The organism is Metaplanococcus flavidus (assembly GCF_042675885.1).
GTDB lineage: Bacteria > Bacillota > Bacilli > Bacillales_A > Planococcaceae > Planococcus > Planococcus flavidus.
On record NZ_JBHTKI010000003.1, the window covers coordinates 136,277 to 160,623 of the forward strand.

Annotated in this window: 22 protein-coding genes; 12 read left to right on the plus strand and 10 right to left on the minus strand. The window is 44.5% G+C overall.

Annotated features, from left to right (window positions below; genetic code table 11):
• Positions 1 to 178: 178 nt before the first annotated feature.
• Complete coding sequence (locus tag ACFQ1X_RS01950; protein ID WP_144840448.1) at positions 179 to 1,708, minus strand: FAD-dependent monooxygenase; 1,530 nt, start codon at positions 1,706 to 1,708, stop codon at positions 179 to 181.
• Positions 1,709 to 2,194: 486 nt separating this feature from the next.
• Here ACFQ1X_RS01950 and ACFQ1X_RS01955 point away from each other — a divergent pair, with 486 nt between their 5' ends.
• The 4 genes from ACFQ1X_RS01955 (at position 2,195) to ACFQ1X_RS01970 (ending at position 5,346) form a co-directional block, all read left to right on the plus strand.
• A complete protein-coding gene (locus tag ACFQ1X_RS01955) occupies positions 2,195 to 3,706 on the plus strand; it encodes a M3 family metallopeptidase (RefSeq protein ID WP_144840449.1) in 1,512 nt (503 codons plus the stop codon).
• Positions 3,707 to 3,961: 255 nt separating this feature from the next.
• A complete protein-coding gene (locus tag ACFQ1X_RS01960; protein WP_144840450.1) occupies positions 3,962 to 4,663 on the plus strand; it encodes a gamma-glutamyl-gamma-aminobutyrate hydrolase family protein in 702 nt (233 codons plus the stop codon).
• 200 nt (positions 4,664 to 4,863) lie between these two features.
• Positions 4,864 to 5,076, plus strand: a complete 213-nt coding sequence (gene relB / locus ACFQ1X_RS01965; RefSeq protein WP_144840451.1) for a type II toxin-antitoxin system RelB family antitoxin — start codon at positions 4,864 to 4,866, stop codon at positions 5,074 to 5,076.
• Positions 5,077 to 5,082: 6 nt separating this feature from the next.
• The gene (locus ACFQ1X_RS01970) at positions 5,083 to 5,346 is read left to right on the plus strand and encodes a type II toxin-antitoxin system RelE family toxin (RefSeq protein WP_144840452.1); all 264 of its coding nucleotides are present in this window, start codon (positions 5,083 to 5,085) and stop codon (positions 5,344 to 5,346) included.
• Positions 5,347 to 5,648: 302 nt separating this feature from the next.
• Here ACFQ1X_RS01970 and ACFQ1X_RS01975 read toward each other — a convergent pair whose 3' ends face one another.
• From ACFQ1X_RS01975 to ACFQ1X_RS02000, 6 genes are all read right to left on the minus strand, one after another.
• Positions 5,649 to 5,849, minus strand: coding sequence for a helix-turn-helix transcriptional regulator (locus ACFQ1X_RS01975; RefSeq protein ID WP_144841677.1), 201 nt, complete (start codon positions 5,847 to 5,849; stop codon positions 5,649 to 5,651).
• The gene (locus tag ACFQ1X_RS01980) at positions 5,836 to 6,369 is read right to left on the minus strand and encodes a DUF6773 family protein (protein ID WP_144841678.1); all 534 of its coding nucleotides are present in this window, start codon (positions 6,367 to 6,369) and stop codon (positions 5,836 to 5,838) included. The genes ACFQ1X_RS01975 and ACFQ1X_RS01980 overlap by 14 nt, the downstream gene beginning before the upstream one ends.
• Positions 6,370 to 6,806: 437 nt before the next feature.
• A complete protein-coding gene (locus tag ACFQ1X_RS01985) occupies positions 6,807 to 7,223 on the minus strand; it encodes an NUDIX hydrolase (RefSeq protein WP_144841679.1) in 417 nt (138 codons plus the stop codon).
• A 301-nt stretch (positions 7,224 to 7,524) separates the two neighbouring features.
• A complete protein-coding gene (locus ACFQ1X_RS01990; protein WP_144841680.1) occupies positions 7,525 to 8,361 on the minus strand; it encodes a nucleotidyl transferase AbiEii/AbiGii toxin family protein in 837 nt (278 codons plus the stop codon).
• On the minus strand, positions 8,358 to 8,951 hold the full coding sequence (locus ACFQ1X_RS01995) for a type IV toxin-antitoxin system AbiEi family antitoxin domain-containing protein (RefSeq protein WP_379081139.1): 594 nt from the start codon (positions 8,949 to 8,951) through the stop codon (positions 8,358 to 8,360). Before ACFQ1X_RS01995 ends, ACFQ1X_RS01990 begins: the two co-directional genes overlap by 4 nt.
• A 492-nt stretch (positions 8,952 to 9,443) precedes the next feature.
• Positions 9,444 to 9,593 carry a hypothetical protein gene (locus tag ACFQ1X_RS02000; protein WP_379081142.1) on the minus strand — a complete coding sequence of 50 codons (150 nt, stop codon included), beginning with the start codon at positions 9,591 to 9,593 and terminating at the stop codon, positions 9,444 to 9,446.
• A 284-nt stretch (positions 9,594 to 9,877) separates the two neighbouring features.
• Between ACFQ1X_RS02000 and ACFQ1X_RS02005 the strand changes: the two genes are divergently transcribed.
• Positions 9,878 to 10,777, plus strand: coding sequence for an ABC transporter ATP-binding protein (locus ACFQ1X_RS02005; protein WP_144840467.1), 900 nt, complete (start codon positions 9,878 to 9,880; stop codon positions 10,775 to 10,777).
• Positions 10,764 to 11,984, plus strand: coding sequence for an ABC transporter permease (locus ACFQ1X_RS02010; RefSeq protein ID WP_144840468.1), 1,221 nt, complete (start codon positions 10,764 to 10,766; stop codon positions 11,982 to 11,984). The genes ACFQ1X_RS02005 and ACFQ1X_RS02010 overlap by 14 nt, the downstream gene beginning before the upstream one ends.
• 145 nt (positions 11,985 to 12,129) lie before the next feature.
• Here the strand turns inward: ACFQ1X_RS02010 and ACFQ1X_RS02015 are convergent, their stop codons facing one another.
• Positions 12,130 to 13,002, minus strand: coding sequence for a CPBP family intramembrane glutamic endopeptidase (locus ACFQ1X_RS02015; RefSeq protein WP_379081145.1), 873 nt, complete (start codon positions 13,000 to 13,002; stop codon positions 12,130 to 12,132).
• Between the two features lie 820 nt (positions 13,003 to 13,822).
• On the opposite strand from ACFQ1X_RS02015, the gene ACFQ1X_RS02020 reads away from it, so the two are divergent.
• Together ACFQ1X_RS02020 and ACFQ1X_RS02025 are read left to right on the plus strand one after the other, a co-directional pair.
• A complete protein-coding gene (locus ACFQ1X_RS02020) occupies positions 13,823 to 14,950 on the plus strand; it encodes a M20 family metallopeptidase (RefSeq protein WP_144840470.1) in 1,128 nt (375 codons plus the stop codon).
• A gap of 66 nt (positions 14,951 to 15,016) precedes the next feature.
• Entirely contained in the window at positions 15,017 to 16,132 is a 1,116-nt protein-coding gene (locus ACFQ1X_RS02025; protein WP_144840471.1) for an amidohydrolase, read from the plus strand.
• A gap of 81 nt (positions 16,133 to 16,213) precedes the next feature.
• On the opposite strand, the gene ACFQ1X_RS02030 is transcribed toward ACFQ1X_RS02025, so the two are convergent.
• Together ACFQ1X_RS02030 and ACFQ1X_RS02035 are read right to left on the minus strand one after the other, a co-directional pair.
• Positions 16,214 to 16,930, minus strand: a complete 717-nt coding sequence (locus ACFQ1X_RS02030) for a hypothetical protein (RefSeq protein WP_144840472.1) — start codon at positions 16,928 to 16,930, stop codon at positions 16,214 to 16,216.
• A 249-nt stretch (positions 16,931 to 17,179) separates the two neighbouring features.
• A complete protein-coding gene (locus ACFQ1X_RS02035; protein WP_144840473.1) occupies positions 17,180 to 18,172 on the minus strand; it encodes an MsnO8 family LLM class oxidoreductase in 993 nt (330 codons plus the stop codon).
• 272 nt (positions 18,173 to 18,444) lie between these two features.
• Between ACFQ1X_RS02035 and ACFQ1X_RS02040 the strand changes: the two genes are divergently transcribed.
• The 4 genes from ACFQ1X_RS02040 to ACFQ1X_RS02055 all read left to right on the plus strand — a co-directional run bounded on the left by ACFQ1X_RS02040 (position 18,445) and on the right by ACFQ1X_RS02055 (position 24,315).
• The gene (locus tag ACFQ1X_RS02040) at positions 18,445 to 19,113 is read left to right on the plus strand and encodes a vWA domain-containing protein (RefSeq protein WP_144840475.1); all 669 of its coding nucleotides are present in this window, start codon (positions 18,445 to 18,447) and stop codon (positions 19,111 to 19,113) included.
• A 264-nt stretch (positions 19,114 to 19,377) separates the two neighbouring features.
• Positions 19,378 to 21,720: an excinuclease ABC subunit UvrA gene (locus ACFQ1X_RS02045; protein WP_379081150.1), complete on the plus strand. Its 2,343-nt coding sequence runs from the start codon at positions 19,378 to 19,380 to the stop codon at positions 21,718 to 21,720.
• Positions 21,721 to 22,350: 630 nt separating this feature from the next.
• A complete protein-coding gene (locus ACFQ1X_RS02050; RefSeq protein WP_144840476.1) occupies positions 22,351 to 23,127 on the plus strand; it encodes an ion channel in 777 nt (258 codons plus the stop codon).
• 123 nt (positions 23,128 to 23,250) lie between these two features.
• Positions 23,251 to 24,315 (plus strand): M42 family metallopeptidase, encoded by a 1,065-nt coding sequence (locus ACFQ1X_RS02055; protein ID WP_144840477.1) that lies wholly within the window; start codon positions 23,251 to 23,253, stop codon positions 24,313 to 24,315.
• Positions 24,316 to 24,347: the final 32 nt, after the last annotated feature.

The window sequence follows — 24,347 nt, forward strand, 5'->3', positions numbered from 1 at the left end:
TTGCATCCAAAAGAACCGACTGATGTCCATTTCGACAGGCGCTTTCCGCGGGCACGGCCTCAGCCGGTTGCACCGTCTTCACCACGCGCTGTTCCCGCAGGAGTCGCCGTCTCCATTCCCATCAGCAGGTTCTAAAAAACCGTACAACAAACTCGTCCATTCCTTTACTGTTTCTGCCTCACTCCACACCAAAAGCCTCAATCCCGTAAGTTTCCAAATACATTTTCAACACGCGCAGCCACTGCTTTTCAGTCGCAAGCCCCACATGGCCATCCGGTCGAATCAGATACAGCGCATCCTGCTTGAATCCGGCGTCTTGCATTCCAGCTTCCCATGCAAACTCATGGAGCTGGAGCGACTGCGAGCGGGCAAATTCAATCAGCTCGGGCTTCGCTTTGCCGTATATATGGATTTGCCAATCGACTGAGCGCAGCGGCTCGAAATTATCGCCGCTTGCGGTTTCAATCCACGGCAAGCGCATGCCGCCGTAGATTTTGCCGGCTTTGCCCTTGCTCAAGGGACTGTTGCGGTAATTGATGTGGATTTGAGAAAGGATCTTGAAAGCATTCTTTTGGGAGAAAGGAAATTTGAACAGCGCCGGCAGAGCATAAGGTACAAAATAATGGCGCAGCAAGGTGCCCCGCAGTTTTTGGCTGACGATAGTCGAGAACGCTTTGTCGGTCGTTGCGATCAACCGGCGCGCGAAGACGATGCGCTCCTTTTCGTACGTGCTCAATATTCTGGGAGCGCCTTTTCCTTGAATCACCGCTGCGAGCTTCCACGCCAGATTGATGGAATCTCCAATACCGGTGTTCATGCCTTGTCCGCCAGCAGGGCTGTGCAGGTGGCCGGCATCGCCTAAGATAAAAATACGCCCTTTGGCAAATTGCTCACTTATTCGGTTATGGACGCGGTACGTCGAAAACCAATTTACCTTTGCCGGATTCACATGGATTTTATTTTCAATGTAATCGCTGATTTCACTGTATTGGAGATCGGTGCGTTCGTTGAACTCCTCGGGCACAATGCCGAGGATTCGTTTGGTTATGGCGTTGCGGACGGACATATACAGCATAAAGCCGTCATCGTCCATGTACATGTCCATCTTTTGCATGTCGTCTGCCGGTTCCGCGGTTTCGATATCGGCGACAAAGAATAATTGCTTGTACGTGCCGCCGGGAAATTCGAGTCCCAATCCTTTTCGGACCATGCTGCCGGCTCCGTCGCATCCGCATAAATAGGCAAATTCCACTTCTTCTGCCGGCTGTCCTTGTTGCTGCATAACGGCGTTCACGCATTCTGCCGTGTCTTCAAAAGAAAGCAACGCGGTGTTCCATTCCACTTCGATACCTATTTTATTTAATTCATCCACGAGAATTTCTTCATGCTCATCTTGCGGCAAGCTCAAGATAAACGGAAACGGGCTCAAACCTTTGCCGAAATCATGGAATTTCACTGTGGCTTTCACTTCATTGTCGTCGCTGATGTCAAGCGACAAAATGGGATGCCCCCGCTTGATGTTGCGTTCGGCCAGGCCAAGCTGCCCGTACTGCTCCAATATGCGTGCATGCACAGCGAGCGCACGTGACGCTGTGCCGGTTCCTGCGTTTTTATCGATGATCCGGAAAGGCACGCCTTGACGCGCCAGGCTATAGGCGAGAGCCAGGCCAGTGGGGCCAGCTCCGACGATTAAGATTTGTGGGTTCATCATAGGGACCTCCTAACGAGTATCACGTCTGCTGATCGATTGGGTTTCAAATGTCATGTAACAGCCAGCTAAAATTGCGTACGGGAAAAGTGCTTATAAGAAAAGTGCATAATACCGAACGAAAAAGATCTTGTACAGCTACTATATCCTTAATCGGTCCCTTTCAAGCAAGTGACAGTTAAAATTAAAAATCTCGCCACATTTGCAAGAAAAATTCTACACGATTCTTACAATACACAACAATTTATAATCTATACATTGCCAAGCCTGTTGCTGCAATACTGCCGGGATGGTTTTTACTTTTTATTCATCCGAGAAAAATTGAGTGGGAATTGTGCCGCTCCCCGGGAAGCGGAATATAGCATCTATCAATATCTGCCCAAATCCTCCTTGTCCTCACCCAATGCAAAAGTATATAGTTAAAGGAACGCTGCTTAACTCCAATAGAAGGCAGTGCTTATTTTTGGAGGAGGATTTCAGAATACTATGAAAAGACTGACGCAACTGGCAAACGAACTGAATGTGCGCAAAGCGGAATACAGCCGATTGAACTGGACGCTGTATACGACAGGCTATGACTTTGGCATCGAAGGCGCTTATGAAAAGATCATGGAAATTATGAAAGACAAAGAAAACTTCGGCTTGATCGAATCTTATATGGAACAGGAACTATCCAAAGCGGATAAAAGAAGAGTGGAAATCCTACATAACAGCTTTAAGCCTTTTCACCTGACGGATGAATTGAACGCGCTGAACCTGAAAATTCAACAAAAAACGAATGAGCTGTTGAAAATTCTCAACAATTTCCGTTATCAATTGGACGGCCGCGAAGTGTCGGCTGTGGAATTGGCGCAAGTGCTGAGCATGGACAGTGACCGCGAAAAGCGGAAAGAAGCATATTTTGCCCGCAACCAGATCAATGGCTTGATGGTGGAGAACGGCTTTATCGAGTTGATCGATTTACGGAAGGAATACGCCAAGCAGTATGGAGCGGAGAATTTCGTGGCCTATCAGCTGGAAGCGAATGAACTGGATGGGGGCCTTTTCGACAGCTGGCAGTCGGAGCTTCAGGAAATCCTGCCGCAAATGACAGAAGGCAGAAAGAAATTTGCGCAGGAATTTCTGGGCGAAGACGAGATCAAGCCTTGGGACGAGCAATACATCCAGTCCCAAATCGCGCCTTCCTTGAACGAGACGGTCGATATGTCGGAATACTACACCAACATCCAGGAGCTTTTCGGTTCATTCTGCATTGATCTTCCTTCAATGAACATCACGTACGATATTTCCCCGAGGGCCAATAAATCCGAGTGGGGCTATAATTTCACAGTGGAAACCGGTAAAGATTCCAGAATTCTCGCCAATGTGAAAAACAAATACTTTGAATACGGTGTGCTGCTGCACGAAACCGGCCATGGGGTGCATTCGTTCCTGCTCGACCCGGAAGAAAAGATTCTCAATGAGGGCGTCAGCGGCATCGTCAGCGAAGGCATCGCGAATTTATTCCAGGGCTTCCTGTACAGCCCGGCGTTTTACGGCAAGTTCTTCAAAGATGCGGAAAAGGTTGGAGAAGAGTTCCGCAGGCTGAAAGAATACCAGAAGCTCAATTCGCTCCGGAGCATCAGCCGCATTTTCTTTGACCACAGCCTGTATAAAAACGATATCGCTTCACTCGATGATATCCACGGCTTATACTGGGAAAACCAGCTGGCTGTGTTAGGTGAGGGCGCATTGGACCAGGCGCCGCCATGGGCTTACATGATCCATTTCACGACGCACCCCATCTATCTTCACAACTATTTCATGGGTGACGTCACCTGCGCGATGCTTGAACAGGTCTTCAAGGAAAAGCACGGAGGGTCCATGGAAGAAATGCCGGAACAGTTCGGCCAATTTCTGCGCAGCGAAGTGATTGAGCCTTCAGGCACGTTGAAATACAATGATTTGTTTCAAGAGATCAGCGGGCGTGAATTCTCGTTGAAGTATTTGTTGGACTAATAAAAAATCCGGAGCCTTTGGGGCTTCGGGTTTTTTATTTTTGTTCATTCGTATTAATTGTTTGGAAACTGTCTATCGGTATTTGGAATTTTCTGCTTCATTAGTTAAATAAATGCTATAGTGGTATATGTAAAAATATTCAGATTAGAAAGTATCGAAGAAATTTTTTACAAAGGCAACAACTTGGCAAACTAGATCCTCGCTAACGTGGCAGCCAGAAAAAATTATCAAAACATAGAAAAGAGGAACTGTGATTTGGCACCGATTATTGGAGTAACTTCAAACGTTGAACTTGATTACTTACATACTGTTTCAAATGCTTATATGCAATCCATTATTCAGGCAGGTGGAGTACCAATCATTTTGCCGATTGGCGTAGATGAACATGCTCAGCAACTGGCGGAGAAGATTGACGGACTTGTTGTAACCGGCGGAGGGGATATTGATCCAACCTTGTTCGGGGAAGAGCCGATGCCGAATTTGGGTATGATTTCACCTGGCAGAGACAGTTTTGAAATCCTGATGATCCAGGAGATGCTGAAGGCGGACAAACCGGTTCTTGCTGTTTGCCGCGGCATCCAGATTTTGAATATTGCTGTCGGAGGGGACATGTACCAGGATATTTACAGTCAGATCAGTGAACCGTTGCTGCAGCATAGCCAAAATGCAGCGCTTGCCCATTTGTCACATTATGTGGACACACCGGAAAACAGTCTATTGGCAAAGATTGCAGGGCAAGCGAGGTTTAAAGTGAACAGCTTTCACCATCAGGCGGTACGTGATGTGCCGAAGCCGCTTGCAGTTTCCGGCAAGGCATCAGACGGAATTATTGAAGCTATTGAAAGCATAGAGCATAAATTTGTTCTCGGGGTCCAGTGGCATCCAGAGCAGCTGGCAGTAAAAGGAGACGGCATTTCAATCCGGATTTTCGAACAATTTATCGAAAACTGCGGATGATAGAAGGAGAAGTAAAGAACGCTTCCCAGTGTCAACCGCAAAGTCCTGCCAATTGTTTGGAAATTGTGTCGATTCCAGGGAAGTGAAATTAGCAAACCTTAAATAACTTGTGTGTAAGGAATTATTCAGCTTCTATCACTTTACGAACAAACCAAATTGTAATACAATGTATTACAAAAGAACTGAAGGAGGTTTTATCTATGGCCACCATTTCCTTGCGCGTGGATGACCGCGACAGCAAACTAATCCGCGATTACGCCAAACTAAAAAACACATCCGTATCGGACTTGATGCGAAATGCTATCATCGAGAAGATTGAAGATGAATTGGATGTGGAGAATTTTGACCGAATCCTTGCCAATATGGAAAAAACCCATTCTTTAGATGATGTCAAAAAAGAATTGGGTTTTTAACAGACGATGTATGCTGTTCATTTTTCAGATGTCGCTTTGAAGAAATTAAAAAAGATGGACCGATACCAAGCCTCTCTTCTGATCGGCTGGATTGAAAAGAACTTGCAGGGTTCAAGCGATCCACGAACACATGGAAAGGCATCGGTTGCGAATCACAAGGGCAAATGGCGTTACCGTGTCGGTGATTACCGTATCCTGGCGTTAATCGAAGACGAAAAAATCATTATTACCATTATCGATGTCGGACATCGAAAAGATATCTACGAATAAAACCCCACCCTGTGTCAAACCCAATTCAGTCTGTTACCTACAATTGCATGGAGAAAAAGCCGTATCCAGTAACCTCAAGGGTTAATGGATACGGCTTTCGTATTTTTACCAGTAAAATTAACTATCCATAAATGTTTGCGACACAGGGAGAATCAGGGAACTATTCATCCGTATAGTGGTTGGGAATTGTGCCGATTCCTGAGAAGCAGACTATTAAAGAAAAAAACATAAACAAAAAAGAGTGGGCTAAGCCACTTTTTTCAGAGGATGTTAATTCCGCAACCGTGTCAGGTAACTATTAATCATTCAGGGTCTTGCCAAAATAAGTCATCCAGTGTTCTGTCGAGCGTGTGGCAGATTGCCAGGCAAAGGGTCAGGGTAGGATTATATTTGCCCAATTCGATGAGCCCAATTGTTTGGCGGGACACGCCGATTTGGTCTGCCAGTTCGGCCTGGGATAAATCATGCTCCACCCTGGCCATTTTGAGCTTAATATTTTTCATTATCATCACCAGATTCATCATCAAGCATTTTGTTTATGTTTTTCTCACTGTTGTTCTTGAGAATTTCATTTCCTCCAACAATAAAAATGAGGAAAAATGGCAAGTATATTAACAATGAGACAAAAGCAGTTAAAAGAAAGTATTGGATACTCTGACTTGTTCCTTCTGCGTATTGGACTGCGCTGTTTATACCGAATCCAAGGGCGATAACCACACCGAGCGCGACACTTGCGAACAGATTTTTCTTTTGTTGAGACCATTTACTTTTGCGGTCATGCATTTCAATTTCAGCAGAGAATACACCTAATCTTGTTGATCGGTATATATAATAAACCCCACTTAAGAATAGAATAATTAATTCGGTAGCTATCCCTTCGATGCCAAGGTTATAAATAAAATATTTGAGGACGACTGAAATAATTGCGATTACCATAACCAAAATATAAACTTCTGCATAAATTTTATTTTTAATATTCGTGATCCGTTCATCTTCAATGCCTGATTTTTTATAAAGACCCACGATGTACGCCTCCTTTTCTATTTAGCGTAAGTATACTGAATGATAAAATTTAATGCAATATATATATGTCATAATGTAATTTAAAATATTCTTTTAGACGTATATAGTTTCTGTTAAGACAGGAATTCAATCTTCATGAACGACTTCTTTCTATAAAATATACCAATTGGTTATACAAATAGTGGATTGCCTTTACTATTGTGATTTTCATCCATAAACTTCGGTTCGGATTCAGTCGCCCCATACAAATAAGATAATGAAACCAGTCTTTATCCCATTCTTGAAGCAAAGGGAAGAGCACAAAAAAAAGTAGCCACAGCCACTTTTTCGAGAATATTTACTCAATAATCGCACTCTTATGCGGAAGATTTTTATGTATGGCATAGACTTTATTGATATCCTTTAAAGATGCTATACTCTAATATTCATGAGTGTAATTATCCTTTTTGCAGAGTATATTTGGCTCCTGGTTCAGTAAGCAGCTTTGAAATTCCTCCAGAATGATATGGCATTAATCTGTCTGCATCTTCCAAGCTTAGCCATTCAACTTTTATAATATTTTCTTCTTGTGGGATTTCTTCAGGTCGCTTTGTTATTTGCCCATGATAAGTAATAAAATAAACTTGATTTTTATCTATAAAAGCCTCGTTCAAAGCAGCAATATTGCCAACCTTAATGTCATATCCTGTCTCTTCCTTCACTTCCCTTACAGTTGCTTCTTGCAAAGTTTCTCCAACTTCAACTGCCCCTCCTGGTAAAGACCATGTACCATTTTTGTTGAATACCATTAGGATTTTGTTTGTATTTTCATCAAATAATAGTGCATATACAACATCAACTCGCTGAAAATCCATTACTGTATCCTCCTTCTCAAACTAAATTTATATTTCTTCAATAATTACGTTCGTTTTTCTTAATAACAATCATTTCCAAATACTAACATTTTATCAATGACTTACTCCATAAAATGGGTTGTATGTTGAAGGTTATTTTTCTTAATCATACAATTTCAACATCCCGGTAAGTCTTGACATCAAAAGCCTTGTCTATGGTTGCTTTCTATCAATATCCCACTTGATTATAATAATAGAGGCTTGTGATAAATAGAGCTGCATTCCTCAAATTTGGGAAATGCAGCTCTTTTGACGGGTAAATTTAATGACTCATTTTCCACAAACGAACCACTGCCTGCTCAATCACTTTCCAAGTAATATCCGTAGCATACGGATACTGCTTCTGATATCGATTCCATAACTGTTCCATAGTATCGCTCTGAAAGATTTCCCGTAAAATAGCGTCTCCCTCTTCAAGCAACCCATCAGATCCGCGGTGATTTGCAGTAGAGAAGAACGCTTTTTGTATTTGGTTGACCTGCAGGCTTTCTTCTTGGGTTTCGAGCAAGGCATAGATATCGTAAAAATCACGAAGTCGGGTATTGGCGGTCCCTCGCGTAATCATTGTTTCAAGTTTTTCTGCTAGTACCGTTTCAATCGTATAGGCGAGTATGTTGATCTTGCGCTCTTCCAGTAAGAGCTGATAATGATACTGAATTTCTTTCGGTGTGATTTTGTCTCCAGTCGTCAGGTCCACTTTTAGCGGCAGACGGACTTGATCCAGCTGCGCCAAAATGGATAAACGGAACCCAGTGTATTCCGCTTCGTCGCGGATCTGTTCAACCTTTATCAAACTTAAGGTGATACCATCTGCGAGGGGTATGGCCACTATATCCAAGAACGCTTTTTCAATCGCATCCTGGGTCATGGGGTAACCTTGAATTGTCGCATCCATGTCCATTGTGGACCGCAAATCAACCCCGATGATTGAAGCAACGAGAACACCGCCTTTTAGAACAAAATACTGACTGAAGTTCGATTGAGTAATCCGTTCAAGTAACCGTTCGAACATGTAGTTCCGGAGAAGCAGTTGCGCATTTATTCCTCGTTGTTTGGACTTGTTTTGAATGAGGTCTTTCACTTGTCTCGAGCTTTTCATAGCAGAATCTCCACATACTTCCGGATCGGGGTGGATACCCGGAATTGTTCGGCATAGCGCAGCAGCTGTGGGATATTCTTCTCTTTCCTCGCTAAGTACCGCTTCATGCTGTCGGTCAATAGATCCGGGTCCACGTTGTTTCGCTGCCTGAACATGTCACAGAGCGTCCGTTCTGCGTTGTAAAGACGAATCGGCCGGCCATACACCGTAGTGGTTTCGGTTACACCCAGCTCATGCCATTCTTTTTTCACCGTATATACCTGCAAGCCGTTATCCGTGAGCAGTCGATTGTGATACCCCGTCGGTACCGTAACGGAATACGTGATGGGGTCCCGGTCCGTCAAATCGTGCAAGTAAAGAGCCGTTTCATGAGAAAAGATCAACTGCGGACTCCGCGCCTGCAGCATATACAGGTCATCTTCGTATGCCTCAGGGGTCACGTAGATCCCGTGACTGACGCGTTCAATCACGCCTTCGCGAGCCAACAACGTTAAATAATGACGTGGAATGCCAGCAGCTTCCGCATCACGAGTCAGGACGAGGCCATTCTGTTTGGTAATCAATTCCAGGAGGTGGGTTGTATACGACATATTTGTCACCATTTTCTTTTGCGTTTGTACGTTTATTATATATTAATTAAGTATAAATGCAAAAAATGCATGACTCGTTCTTAAACTACTAGTGATTAAATAAGGTAAAAAATGAATAAAAAAAATGGATCGATACCAAGCCTCTCTTCTGATCGGCTGGATTGAAAAGAACTTGCAGGGTTCAAGCGATCCACGAACATATGAATAAAACCCACCCTGTGTCAAACCCAATTCAGTTTATTAACTACAATTGCATGGAGAAAAAGCCGTATCCAGTAACCTCAAGGGTTAATGGATACGGCTTTCGTATTTTTACCAGTAAAATTAACTATCCATAAATGTTTGCGACACAGGGAGAATCAGGGAACTGCTGGGAATGCGATTCTCTTGTTTCACCACCTGTACATTTCCTTCATTAAAATCACTTCGTAGCGCTTGATTCCAAGACATATTAAGAGCGTTTCGAAAGATACTCTATTTCTCTTTTTGTTTTCAATCTTTTTTATAGTTAGCTTTTAATGTTGTATTAATATTAACTAAAGCCATTAATATAAAACCAAGCATTATAAAAGTTACGATTTCACCTGTGAAAAAAGATACAATCCCTAATATCATGGCATACACGTACCACCAATTATTCATATGCAAGATCTCCCCTTTGCTTTTTAAGGTCTGTTTATTAAGTCCATTATCTTCTTAAGGATACCATAATAACCAATTATTGTAATAAAGGGTGAATATCATAACGACTTCGCGGTCCGGAAAGTGGCAATCAGCGAATCCACGGTTATGGTTGGAGTCTTTTTAAGGCATTGATTATAAGATTCACCCATTTAATGGGAATAATCTATGTTAAGATATATTTTGGGACTTAGAAAAGTAAACCTTTAAAAATCTGCACAGATTCAATTTATGGAGGTGTCAAAATGGATTTAGTCATCAAAGAGTTAAAAAAATCATTTAATAACAAAGAGGTATTAAAAGGCATCGACTTAACGATTAACTCAGGACAGATTTTTGGTTACCTGGGGAGAAATGGCGCGGGAAAAACCACTTCCATGCGAATTCTGATGGATGTATTCAAAGGTGATAGTGGATCCATTATGATGGATGGAAAAGAGTTTAAACCGACTGACTATCGAATTGGTTATTTGCCTGAAGAACGCGGTATGTATACGAAGTTTAAAGTGAAAGATCAATTGGTTTATTTTGCTCAACTCCGGGGTGCTACCAAAAAAGAAGCTCAGCATTCCATGAAGAAGTGGGCCGAAGAGTTTGGTATTGATATTTATTTAGACCAAAAGCTTGAGACGCTATCAAAAGGAAACCAGCAAAAAGTTCAAATTGCACAAGCTTTTATTTGTGAACCGGATATTTTGATCTTGGATGAACCTTTTTCGGGGCTGGATCCTGTCAATTCGAAAATCTTTCAGGATTCATTATTGAATTACATAAGAGAAGACCGAATCATCATCTTTTCTTCCCACCAGATGGGGTATATCGAATCTTTTTGCGACGGTATTGCCATTATCAATGACGGGAAGATCGTATTGGATGGGGATTTGAATGCAATCAGAAAACAACTGGGTGAAGGCAAGCTGCGTTTGCGATTTGCCGATCAGCGGAACCTGGATTTTTTAACAGCCTATGATTATACCATTGACAGAGAAGACGTTATTTTAACTATTCCTCCAACTGAAACGAAAAAATCAATTATAGAAGGCTTATTCAGTCAGGGAATCGAACTTACGATGTTTATGGATTACTTACCGAGCCTTCAGGAAATATTCATTGAGAAAACAGGTGATAACAATGAAAAATCTTAAAACCGTATTTAATTTCGAACTGCGTGGCATGTTTCAAAAGAGGAGCCTGCTCGTAACAACGGCCATCATGTGTGTGATTGTGCTGCTTATTACCTCGATCCCCACGTTCATGATGTGGTTTGGAGGAGAAGAAACAGAAGAGGATCCCAGTGGAAACGGGGGAGCCGGCGAAGAATTTACGGTGGTATACGAAAATGATGAGCTGAGAGAAGCCCTCAGTCCAGTGTTAGGGGAAGAAACCTATCCGTCGGAAGCGGAATTGAGAGATGCAGTTCAGAATGAGGAAGTTGCTTCCGGATTTGTTGTTGAGGATTATGATCGTTATACCTATATCACCTTCGACAGCACCGCTTTTCCCACCGAACAGATGGTTTTTGAGTCCCAATTGAAAGAACTCAATGAAAATCGGTTGTTTGATGAAAACGGCATCGATAGTCAAAGGGTCCGCGAAATTTTGAATCAACCCATCGAACAGGAAACTGTGTTTCTGGGGAAAGATTCCGGATCAGGAACAGCGATTGCCTTTGGTGTCTTGATTACGATGTATATGCTCATACTCTTGTATGGAGCAAATGTAGCGACCTCAGTAGCCAGAGAAAAAGACTCGCGTACAATGGAACTGCTCATCACATCCAGTAACCCGCGAACATTGATACTTGGAAAAGTGGGGGCAGTCGGATTGACCGGTATATTACAGGTTGCATCGTTGATTGTCTTTGGCGTAATCGGATTTATGCTGAATAGAGGGAATTATCCGGAGTTTCTTCTGGATATGCTTCAAGGAACCATGACGATCGATGTGATTCTGGTTTATATTCTATTTTCAGTATTAGGCTATATCTTATACTTGTTTATCTATGCAGCTTTGGGAAGTCTGGTTTCAAAAGTGGAAGATGTGAACTCTGCGGTTACGCCGATAACGTTCCTGTTTATCCTGGCTTATCTCGCTGCAACATTTGCAACGAACGCGCCGGACAATACGATTGTGAAAGTCACATCGTTCATCCCGTTCATCTCGTTGTTTACGATGCCGATTCGTTATATGCTGACAAGCGTGCCGATTACATCTCTTTTATTATCAAGCGCGATAATGGTGTTAACAGTAGCGTTATTTGCTTGGCTATCTATTCACATTTATAAATTCGGGGCATTAAATTATGGCAACCGTCTCAAATTTAAAGATGTAATCAAATCTTTCAAAAATTAGTGCAGGAGCCTTGTGGAGAAAATCACGCCCCTGTGTGCGGCACAATTTCATTAATTCACTAAACTTACATGAAGAATCCAGAAAATCCAGCAATGGACAGGATTCTTCATGTTTTTTCATGTTTGGGGTAAATTTTCTCTAATAGTCAACCCGCCTGCGTGCTCAACTCTTCCTTGCCATACTTTTTCACCAAATAGTTGGCTGCCAGCCATGTGCCGATTGCGACGGCGATCGGTGTCACAAGCGGTGCGGGGGATACGGCGAGCAGATAGAGGGATGCTGTATTGGCCCATGCGTGCAAGAGGACACACAGCCAGATATTGCGCGTACTGTTATAAAGCCATCCGAGAACATACGCCTGCGGAATCGTCAGCAGCGTAAAGCCGAGAAGTGACAGCAGGACAGTTACTGTGCCATAAGAGGAATTCAGGAAAATGATGAAAGGATAATGCCAGATGCTCCACAGCACGCCTACACGAAAGCAGGCTTTTTCAGCCGTGTAGCGTGTCTGCAGAAGAGGCTGCAAATACCCCCTCCAACCAAATTCCTCCATTCCGCTGGTCACAAACTGAAACAGGAGATATACAGGAAGAAACCACAGGGGAACGACTCCCCAGTTAAATTCTCGACTGAACCCCGTCATGATCCAGGTCACCAATAGCGCCGCTGAAAACAGCAGAACCGGATAAAGGAAAATGAACAGCAGCCACCCGCCGACATTGGCAGGGTGTTTTTTTCGGGCAGCCGGAAAGAGGCTGCCCTCTTTCCGGCTCTTTTCATAAAGCCCTGCAGCAATTACCCCGACAATCGGGCCGTAGACGGCAGCCGTGAAGAACAGCGACAGCAGCAATTGCTGAATATTTTCTGCGCCTTCGGTCAACATGGTATACAGGCCTTCATTGTAAAAAATCTCCACACCAATTTCATCGGAAATTCGCATGGTGCCGATCCACAGTGACCATGTAAACAGGAGGGTGACACCGTAAAAAATCGTTGCCCTTTTTGTTATGCTGTCCATTTTAATCACCTTTCTTCGCAAGCGTTTTTTAAATGCTGAGTGAATCGGTGTTGAATGGAAAAACAAGAACGCCAACTGGAAATTATCTGGTTCTATATTGTTTTTTGATTTTACTATACCTCTGCGCTGCCTCATCGTCCAAGGTATCAAGCCCGTCATCGAAAAGATAGAAAGGAATTTGGATTCTATTTGGAAAAAATGTATAATAAAGATAATAAAAATAGAAATAGAAATTTAAATCTGAGGGGGAATTAAGATTAACAAGGCAAATGCTTCGATTTTTCTCATTCTAAGTCTAGTAGTTTCTTTGCTAATGATATCCATTGATCCTATCGCTATTGCAACATCAGAAGCAGTAGCTGATTTGCTGATATATGTCGTTTTATTTGGAGCAGTCATAACTTTGATTTATTCAATATTGTTTATTCTAAACAAAATTAAGCGGAATATTGTTTCTATAATTGCTTTTGTTATTACTTTAATCAATATTACAATTATTGTTTTGGTATTAATTTTTGGTTCACTTTTAACTTAAACTGTGCGACTCACTGCTACAAACCATTTACTAAAAAATTAAGAATTAGCATTCCGATTCGTACGGTTTCCAAAAACCCGTTCAGCGAATCAGGGGTGCTATTTTTTCTTATCATTTCCTCTCCTTCATTATCAAATCCATTCCCGGTCACTGAATTACAGTATCTCCAATTTGCAGTTTTTTTCTTGCCAGCCTCACCGAACACCGCTACGATTAAAGAAAAGCTGAAGGAAGAAGAGATACTTTCCAAGGTTTACACAATTAAAACACAAGGGGGCAGAACCAATGGAATGGATGAAACAGCGCCAAGAAGAAATGGTCGGATTGCTCGAGCAGCTTGTCAATACGGACAGCGGTTCTACATATAAAGAAGGAATTGACCGTGTCGCGGATATGTTAAAGGGGCATTACGAAGCGTTGGGGTTTGTTGTGGAAACGATTGAAAACGAGCAGAACGGCAATCACCTTCTGTTCCGCCAGCCGGATGCAACAGAGCCGAAAATCCTTCTGCTCGGTCATATGGATACAGTGTTCGCGAAAGGAACAGCAGCGAAGCGTCCTTTCCGGACTGAAAACGGCCGTGCTTATGGACCGGGAGTTGTGGATATGAAAGGCAGCCAGGTAACTCTTTTATTCGCCTTGAAGTATTTGGCTGAACACGACCCGGCTGCCCTTCGCAATGTTATTGTTCTCTTAAACAGCGATGAGGAACTCGGTTCACCGACATCGCGTGAATTGATTGAAGAAACCGCGCGTCCAGTCGATTACGCACTCGTTATGGAGCCCGGCCGAAAAGACGGTTCCCTCGTTTCGTCCCGTCGCGGCGGAGGCCGTTACGAAATGCATGTTCAGGGACGTGCAGCTCATTCCGGAGGAGCACCGGAAGAAGGCATCAGCGCAATTGAGGAATTAGCCCATAAAATCATTAAACTAAATGCCTTGTCCGATCATGCAAACGGCGTTTCTGTTTCGGTCGGCATCATTGAAGGCGGCGAAGCCGTCAATATGATTCCTGACCGCGCGACCGGTTACATTGATGTCCGTGTTAATACGGAACAGCAGAGCCATGAAATTCACGAACGCATCGAGGCGATCTCTACAGAACCGGACGTGCCTGGGACGACCATCCGTCTTGAAGGTGGGATCAATCGTCCACCGATGGAATTCAACGAAAGGAACCGGGCACTGCTCGAACAGGTGAAGAGCGCAGGCGAATCATTTGGACTGAATGTGAGTCACGTTCATGCCGGTGGGGGTTCAGACGCTTCATTCCCGTCCGCACTCGGTGTCGCGACCATCGACGGTCTCGGTCCAGTTGGTGGAGAACTGCATAATGTGGAGGAATATTTGGAGCTTGAATCACTTGCAGAGCGCTGTTATCTCGTTGCGGAGACTGTGCGGAAGTTATCGTAGTAAAGCGGTTTAAAACAGACACAGCGAACGTGTGGGACCAAAGTCAATAACAAGGAGTGGAATTTTGTGGAAAGCAAAAATTTTGAACTGGCAAAACGATTGCGTCACGAATTGCACCAGCATCCGGAATTGTCCAATGAAGAAGTATGGACAAAAAAGCATCTGATCGATTTTTTGAAATCGAATACTGAACTGGAAATTGTCGATAAAGGAAATTGGTTTTATGCGGCTTATCGGGCAAAGGAAGGGGAAAGGAACGTAGCTTTCCGGGCAGACTACGATGCCTTGCCGATGGACGAAGTTATTGACCTGCCATATGGATCTAAATTTCCCAGGAAAGCCCATAAATGTGGGCACGATGGCCATGCAGCCACACTTGCCGCTTTCGCGCTGGAAATCGATCAGAAAGGCGCGGACAGGAACATCTTTTTCCTGTTTCAGCCTGCCGAAGAAACAGCGGACGGTGCGATTCAATGTGCAGATTTGATAAAGGAAGAGAACATAGATGAAATTTTTGGGTATCATAATATGAGTGGTCAACCGTTTCAGTCAGTGGCCGTCATCGATGGGACTGCACAGTTTGCGTCAAAGGGGATGACAATAAGCATGAAAGGAACCCCTGCTCATGCCAGCAGCCCTGAAGATGGGGTTAATCCTTCATTTGCCATAGCGAATATTATTAACGAACTTCCTGAATTTACAGGTGCTATGAAGGGACAAGGCAGGGTTTTTTGTACGGTCATCTGTGTCTCTATAGGAAGCAAAGCTTTTGGTATATCCCCGGGTGAAGGGGAGTTGCTCCTGACTCTTCGCGCTTTGCATGAAGAGAATTTACATGAACTTCAAAAAAATCTTGAAAATCTCGTTGAAGTTCAAGCAAAGAGATACGGATTATCGCTAAACTTTTCATACACGGATGAATTTCCTGAAACATTTAACCATAAAGAAAGCTCTGATAAGGTCCGCCAGATTGCAACTGCAACAGGCATGCAATTAATTGAAATGAAAGAAGCTTTGCGTATATCTGAAGATTACGGCCACTATACCAAATTGACAAAAGGTGCTTACTTCTACCTTGGAAATGGAGAAGACTATCCTCACATACACACATCCGGGTTTGATTTCCGTGATGAACTCATTGAAACAGGAGTAGAGCTGTTTAAGGGGCTGGCAGAATTATAATTTCTGCATGCTGCAGGACGGCCGGATTCAAGAAAGAGAGCAAATATGAGCAAAGACCGTGCAAATTATGCACGGTCTTCTTTATTCAATCGATTCTAAAGATGAAGTGACTGTAAATTCTTCTTCTCCTTCTTCCTGAGTGATAAATTCCCGTTTCACTTCTCCGTACCCCTCAACGAAATACCATCTGTTGGTTGCGTTTTCCGATTCTTCGCTCTCAAGAACGATAGCGTCTTTGAATGTTTCGTAAGGCGTTTCGACTGTCGCGCCGGTTTCAACTACAGTTCTGTCATCAAACGTATTGCCTTCTTCAAGCGGAAACTCCAAATAGGTGGAAACTGCCTCCAGTTCTTCCAGCTCTTCCGATGTGGGATTGTAGTCGTCGTAAAACTCGGGCTCTTCTTTGACCAACTCCACTTTGTCATCAGCCAAGCGATAGACCTTCAAGATTGTAGTGCCGCCATTATCTTCATACAGAGCCACATAATCTTCTTCCAAATAATCCGTGCGTATTGTAAGGGTGGCAAACTCCATGCCTTCTCCCTCGAATTGTGCTGTAGTGCCGTCATCCATGAAAAACGACAACGGATCAATTTCATCGCTGTCTGGTTCTTTTCCAGCAGGTTCTTCAGGCTCCTCCGCTTCCTCCACATCTTCCGGATCTTCATCCGTGACGTTCGTATCTGAACCCGGCGGAAGCTGAACTTCCGGTTCTTCTGGCCCTTCAGGCGTGTCGTCACCACAACCTCCCAACAGCAGCATCAAAGTCAGACCTCCTGGGATCAATAAACGCTTCATGTTCCCACTCCTTTGTATATTTGAGTCGAATTCCCAAGTGAATTCCTCATTAAATTACCCTGTTTCTTTCAGTGTACCCCTTACTTATTTGAAAAAACGTGGAAAATTGTGAAGCTTTCCTGTGTCGAAACCAATTCAGTTTATTAACTGCAATTGCATCAAGAAAAAGCCGTATCCAGTAACCTCAAGGGTTAACGGATACGGCTTTAAAGTGTTTATCTGAGAAAAGTAGAAGCTTAAATCCGGTAGTTAAAATAACTCCTGCGCCAGCAAATGGTAGACATCCAATCGTTTTTCCTGCGAATGCGGGATGCTGCAGATCATCGCTTCTTCAAAACCATACTCAATTTGTTCCCGCTGCAATTGATCTGCCACGTCTTTGGCGGAACCGACTAAATGGATTTTGCGGCTTTCCTGGATTTGCATGCGGTCCATTTCAGTAAGCGCAGAATTTTGTGCCTGCTCGGGTGTCATGAGCGGCATGATGCGCCCTTTCATTAACATCAACCGCGCAATATCCTGCGGCAACGCTTCATACTCTGCTTCTTCGGCAGTTTCAGCTGTTGTCACTAAATACGACACCGAAATTTCGGGTTTTTCCATGAAAGCGGAAGGGACGAAATTTCTTCTATATGAATCCAAAATGGTTTTCGTCATACCGCCGTTGAAAAACTGGGCAAAGGAATAGCCGACACCCATGCGTCCTGCCTGTAAAGCGCTATTGCCACTCGAACCGAGCAGCCAAGCTTCCGGCAATTGGATATGTGCCGGGGCAGCGATGATTTTATTGTACATATTGTCTTCAGGTGTTTCGTCGTTTACCAGTTTCAGTGCTGTGTCGAATTTCCCGTACATATCGTCGGTCATAGGCCGGCGCCCTTGAGATAAGGCGTAAATGGAACTATGGTCGCCACCTGGTGCACGTTCCACGCCGAAATCGATGCGGCCCGGTGCCAATGCGCTCAATGTCTTGAACACTTCAGCCAGTTTCAAAGGCGAATAATGCATCATCATAACGCCGCCTGTGCCGATTCGGATCTTTTCTGTTTTGGCGCTTGAGTACGCGGCAGTGACTTCGGGAGCCGAGCTGGAAAATGCGTCGGAGCCATGATGTTCCGCCATCCACATCCGGCTGTAGCCCAATTTGTCGGCGAGAACCGCGAGTTCCACCGCTTTTTGTATGGCATCTTCTGCTGTGTTTCCTGTGGTGACAGGGGCTTGGTCCAATACGCTTAATTTCATCTATATAACTTCCTTCCATAACTTGCAGGTTTGCACAGTAAGGAGTATAGCAGTCCGGCATAATGAAATCATTTTTACTGTCTGCAAATATTATTTGCATAATATGACGCGAATGAAAACAGAAGGAAGTTCCTGATACTTTACATTTTTGGAACTGAACTGTCATTCGCTTGTACAAGCAGGTATACTTTTTACTAAGAACAATACAGGAGGGATACATCTTGGGTTTATTCGATAAGATTTTTAAAAAACCGGAAAAAGAAGAAGCGAAGATCAGCGGGATTTCATTGAAGAAAAAAACGGCGAAAATCGTTTTGGAGAAAAAGAAATTGACGGGTGTCACTGCCAGAGTCGGCATTGTCCTCGATATTTCCGGATCCATGAGAAGATTGTATAAGGAAGGCGTCGTACAGGAAGTGGTGGAGCGGGTGCTTGCGGTCGCGAGCCAGTTCGATGATGACGGCGAATTGGATGTCTGGGTCTATGACAATGAATTCTCGCGGTTGCCGGGAGCGACCGAGGCGACATTCATGGGCTACGTGGAAAAAAACATCCTGTCAAATGACAGCGTCCACAAATTCGGCCGCAACGATGAGCCGAAAGTGATGGAAGACGTGATTCGCAAGTACACGCAAGAAGAACCGGGTGATGAGCCGGTGTTTCTTGTGTTCATCAATGACGGCGGATGCAAATCCGGCATCAAGAAATTTGTTGTGGATTCATCGTCCAAGCCGATTTTTTGGCAGTTTGTCGGAATCGGCAACGCGAATTTCGAGGTACTGAAGAGACTCGATACAATGGGCGGCCGCGTGGTCGACAACGCAAACTTCTTCCACCTCGAAGACGTCAGCGAAGTATCCGACGCGGAATTATATGATCAGTTGTTGAATGAATTTCCGATGTGGCTGAAGGAAGCAAAAGACAAGGGGATTTTGCGTTAAACACTGAAATAACTGCTTGCGCCAATCTCAATTACCCAATACATGAAATCCGCCCTGTAATTATCGGGCGGATTTTTTATTTGTTTTTTTAACTGTTTTGGTGTGACTATAGTCCAAACAGGGAAAGCGTTAATGGATAACGAAAGAATTTACTTTCTTCCGCTTGAGCACTGTTTTCCCGGTACATCGGCTACTATATTTTTATTTTTTTCGCAGATATAGTAGGGTGGTTCTCTGGCTTGATTGGAAAAGGAGAATGCAGACATGACTGAAAAACGAGATGAAATCATTTTGCGCGGGCTTCGTGAAAATAATCTGAAGAATATCGATTTGAATATACCGAAAGAAAAGATCAATGTATTTACCGGCTTGTCCGGTTCGGGGAAGAGCTCCGTCGTCTTTGATACGTTGGCGACGGAAAGCAGAAGGCAGATGACGCTGAACTATCCGCTGTACATCCGGCACCAGATGCCGCGGTACGAACGGCCGCATGCCGACTTGATGCAGCACCTCAGCCCGGTGGTCGTCGTGGAGCAGAAACCGGTTCGGGGCAATTCTCGCTCGACGGTCGGCACCTATATGGACATTGATCCGCTGATCCGGCTGTTGTTCTCCCGGATCGGCAGTCCGTCGATCGGCTCGGCAACCGAGTTTTCGAGTGACAGTTCTTTCGGCAACTGCCCGGAATGCAGCGGCTACGGAGAAATCGTTGCGCCGGATATCAACAAACTGATCGATCACACGAAATCGCTGCGGGAATCCGCTGTGAGATTCAAACCGCTGGCGCCGCCGGGCTGGCAGGGCAGATGGATGGTGGACGGCGGATTGTTCGACCCCGATCTCCCCATCAAAGATTACACGAAGGAAAAATACAATATGCTGATTTACGGTCCGCCGGAAGGGGAGCGGGCATTCAGCAAGTATTATTACAAAGTAGGCAATAGGGACATCGAATGGGACGGCATTCTTCCCCGGTTTATTCGCCTGTACATTAACCGGGACCTCACGAAACTGAAAGTAATCTCTCAGGAAGACGTCCTGGCGGTGACGACGCAAGCCCCGTGCCCGACTTGTGAAGGTTCGGGATTGAATCCGAAAGTGCTGGAGTGCAAAATCAACGGCCTCAATATCGCCCATTACGACCGTTTGGAACTGACGGATCTGCTGGTGGAACTGGGGAAAATCCAAGATCCGGTCGGCACATCGATTGCCCAGCAGGCCTATCCGAATGTCAAACAGCTGGTGGACCTGGGGCTGGGCTATTTGAGTCTGGCGCGGAATATGGGGACCTTGTCCGGCGGCGAAGCGCAGCGCGTGAAAATTGCCCGTCACTTGGGCAGCAGTCTGAACAACATCACCTACATTTTTGATGAACCGAGTGCAGGACTGCATCCGGAAGAAATCGAGATGTTGACGCACATGCTGGGAAGTCTGAGAGACAATTACAATACCGTGGTCGTCATCGAACACAATCTGGCCGTCATCAAAACGGCGGATGAAATCATCGAAATGGGGCCGGGCGCGGGCGTGACCGGCGGTGAGGTGGTCTACCAAGGCGCACAGGCAGGCTTAAAGAAAGCGTCCGCCATCACCGATTTGGATCACAAAGTCACCATCAATAAAATCCCGCGACAGGCAGAAAACTGGTTCGGTGTAAAAAATGCTTCAGCCAACAACTTGAAAAACATCAGTGTGGATATTCCGAAAAATGTCCTGGTGTCGGTCTGCGGCGTTTCGGGTTCCGGCAAGAGTTCGTTAATGTTCGGCGCATTTACCGGCAACTATCCCGAAACCATCGCGGTAGGCCAGGGCAGCATCGGAACATCAAGCCGTTCGACACTCGCGACTTATATGGGAATCATGGATGACATTCGGTCGATTCTGGCCAAAGAAACGGGTCAGCCAGTGGGCTTGTTCAGCTTTAATTCGACGGGGGCCTGTCCGGTCTGTGAGGGCAAAGGCGTCACCACGCCGGACGTGGCTTTTGCAGATCCGGTGACCGTCACATGCGAAGCCTGCAGAGGCACGCGCTATTCCGAAGAAGCGCTGTCGCACCGCCACAAAGGCAAAAACATCGTGGAAATTTTGGAACTGTCGATCGATGAAACCAATCAGTATTTAGAAATGCCGAAAATCGTCAAAAAAGTGGATACCTTGAAAGATGTCGGCTTGGGCTACCTGACACTCGGACAGACGACCAGTTCGTTGAGCGGAGGCGAAGTGCAGCGCCTCAAACTGGCCAGCCACCTGAAAAAAGTAGGGCAGATCTATTTGCTGGATGAACCGTCATTGGGGCTGCATACCAAAGACAACGCGCTCCTGCTGGAAGTGTTCCAGGGACTCGTCGACAAAGGCAACTCGGTCATCCTCATCGAGCACAATCTGAACTTTATCGCTGCAAGCGACTGGGTCATCGAAATGGGACCCGGCGGCGGCAAAAGAGGCGGCGAAGTCCTGTTTGAAGGCACGCCGGAACGGATGCTCCAGTCGGAGACCTTGACCGCGAAGTGGCTGCGGGAAGGTGTGGGGCTGAATGTAAAGCCATCCACACTCCCTGCAAGTGAATCGCCTATGAAATCCGAGCGGTTTCATGAAGTGTCCCGTTAATTTATACAACAGAAAAAACACCTCCAGTTCGTCGCTGTGGCCACAGCCGACGTTGGGGGTGTTTTTCTTTTCGCATTTTATTGGGTCACTACACTTAGAGGGCGGATTTTTTACATAGATATTATCTAAACAATATAATCAAAATTAAATATATAATATTCCTTAAATGTAAAATATGTACTTAAATCGCGAACCTGTGCCAAAAACAATTCCGATCATTCAAATATGTTGCCTGAAGAACCATTCAACTCCAGTAACAGGGCAAATTCTTCATGTATTTACCTGTTTTATCATAAACAGTAATAATTGAACGCAACGCGGGTAGATCAGGGACCTGGTGGAAATGTGGCAGCCAACCGTGCTGTCGTATCTGAATTGAGTCGTTTTCTGGAAAACAGAAAAGCTTTCTGCTGCTTTCCATTTATAGAGCTAAGCTGTTATTTCGCCAAACAAGCAGGTATACTTTTAAAATAAGAATCATATAGGGGGGCGTTCGTTTTGGGTTTATTCGATAAGATTTTTAAAAGGTCGGAAAAGAAGAAGTGTAGATAAGCGGGGTTCATAAATCGTTTCGCCGGGAAGCGAAATTCATGAAAATCTAAACTCTTGTTGTGAAAAGGTGATACAGAATTGATTTTACTTCGACGTCTATACCTGAGTGCGACCAGCCTGTCGTGGCTTATACTAACAGCCAGCACAGTAATACTGATTGCATTCAGTACACTCATGCTGCCACTCGTTGAGCCAGCCACTTTTACCAGGTATGGAGATTCATTTTGGTTTACCATGACGACCATCCTGACAGTCGGTTACGGTGACCTTTATCCTACTACTTATAATGGAAGAATATTCACAGTCCTGTTTTTATACATAATCGGTATCGGGCTGTTTGCGTCATTCATCGGAAAGGCAATCGAAAGCCTGACCTTGCGCAGAAGACGCGAAGAAAGGGGTGAGCTGGTGTTTAAAGGAAAAAACCATATTGTCATCATGGACTGGTCACATAAAGCTGAAAATGCGATAGCAGAGATATTAAAGCAAGATGAGCGAACCGAAATTGTTGTAATCGACAAGCTGGAAAAAGCAAAAGAGATCCACCCGAGAATCCATTATATTAAAGGCAACGCCACCCATGGAGAGGTTCTAAGGCAGGCAAATATTCACGAGGCAAGAGCGGTTCTGATTTTTGCAGATGACCAGATTGAGGATCAGATGCTGACTGACGGGAAATCACTGCTGATAGCCACAGCTGTAGAAAGAATGTCTCCGGATGTATATACGACCGTGGAAGTTGAACGGGAAGAACACCTCCAGAATTTTTCGCACATTAAGGTGAATAAGTTTATCTTGTCTAACGGTACGATAGCGAAAATGGCAGTAAACTCAATCTTTTCTGAAGCGAAGTAGGCGTTGGGAAATCGTGTCAGGGCAAAGAAATTCTAAACGATACCGAACATACAAAATAATTTAATGTAATTTTTTTCAAAATGAAATTAGTCATCATCCATAATTCTAAAAGGAGTGTTTTGCTTGAAGAAATTACTGAAAGAATTAACTGAAATAACAGGACCATGTGGATTCGAAGAAGATGTAGCCATCTATATTGCGAATCGCTTAAGAAATTCAGTCGACTCGATCGAAGTCGATAATGCAGGGAACTTGATCGTTTCCAAAAAAGGAAAAAACCTGGGACCGAAAATTTTAGTGGCCGCCCATATGGATGAAGTCGGCTTTATCGTAAAGAAAGTTGAAGAGAATGGATTGCTTCGTTTTGAAAAACTGGGTGGACATGATGATCGTGTTTTATTGTCCCAGCGTGTTCAAATCCGTACTGCCACTGGCCTGCGTACAGGCGTAATCGGAACAATTTCTGCGCATATGGTGAAATTTGATGATCCGTCCAAAGTGAGAAAGCATAACGAATTATACATAGATGTTGGCGCTGCATCGGCGCAGGAAGTAAAAGAGCTGGGCATTGGAATCGGCGATCCGGTTTCGTGGTACCCGAATTTTGATTTCTTAACAGACACGAGAGTTGCAGGAAAAAGCTTTGATGACCGGGCAGGCTGTGCGGTCCTGGTAAAAGCAATGGAAGAATTGGCAGCGGAAGATTTTGACGGAGAATTTGTCGGCATTTTCACAGTCCAGGAAGAAATTGGATTGCGGGGAGCGCGGGTTGCCGGTCATCATTTGACGGGAGATGTGGCGATTGCGCTGGATACCACAGCTGTCAGTGATACGCCGGAAGCGATGATGGATAACACGCTGGCACTTGGTGCAGGAACAGGCATAAAAATGATGGATTTCAGTTTAATCGCCAATAAAAAAATAAGAGAGCAGTTAGTGAAGCTCGCAAATGACCATCAGATCAACTACCAACTTGAAATTTTCCCCGGCATTGGAACAGATGCAGGAGAACTCAGTTTAGCGCATGCAGGAATTCCGACTGGCGTCTTATCCATCCCGTCCCGAAATGCACATTCATCCAATGAAGTGATCGACTTGAGTGATCTGGAAGCTACGAAAGAGCTGCTGAAGGTCTTTGTTCAAAATATGCATTATGCGAAGGATTATAAGTTTAATATTTCACAATAAATCAGTTGGCTGTGTACCAGTCTGCAAAAAAG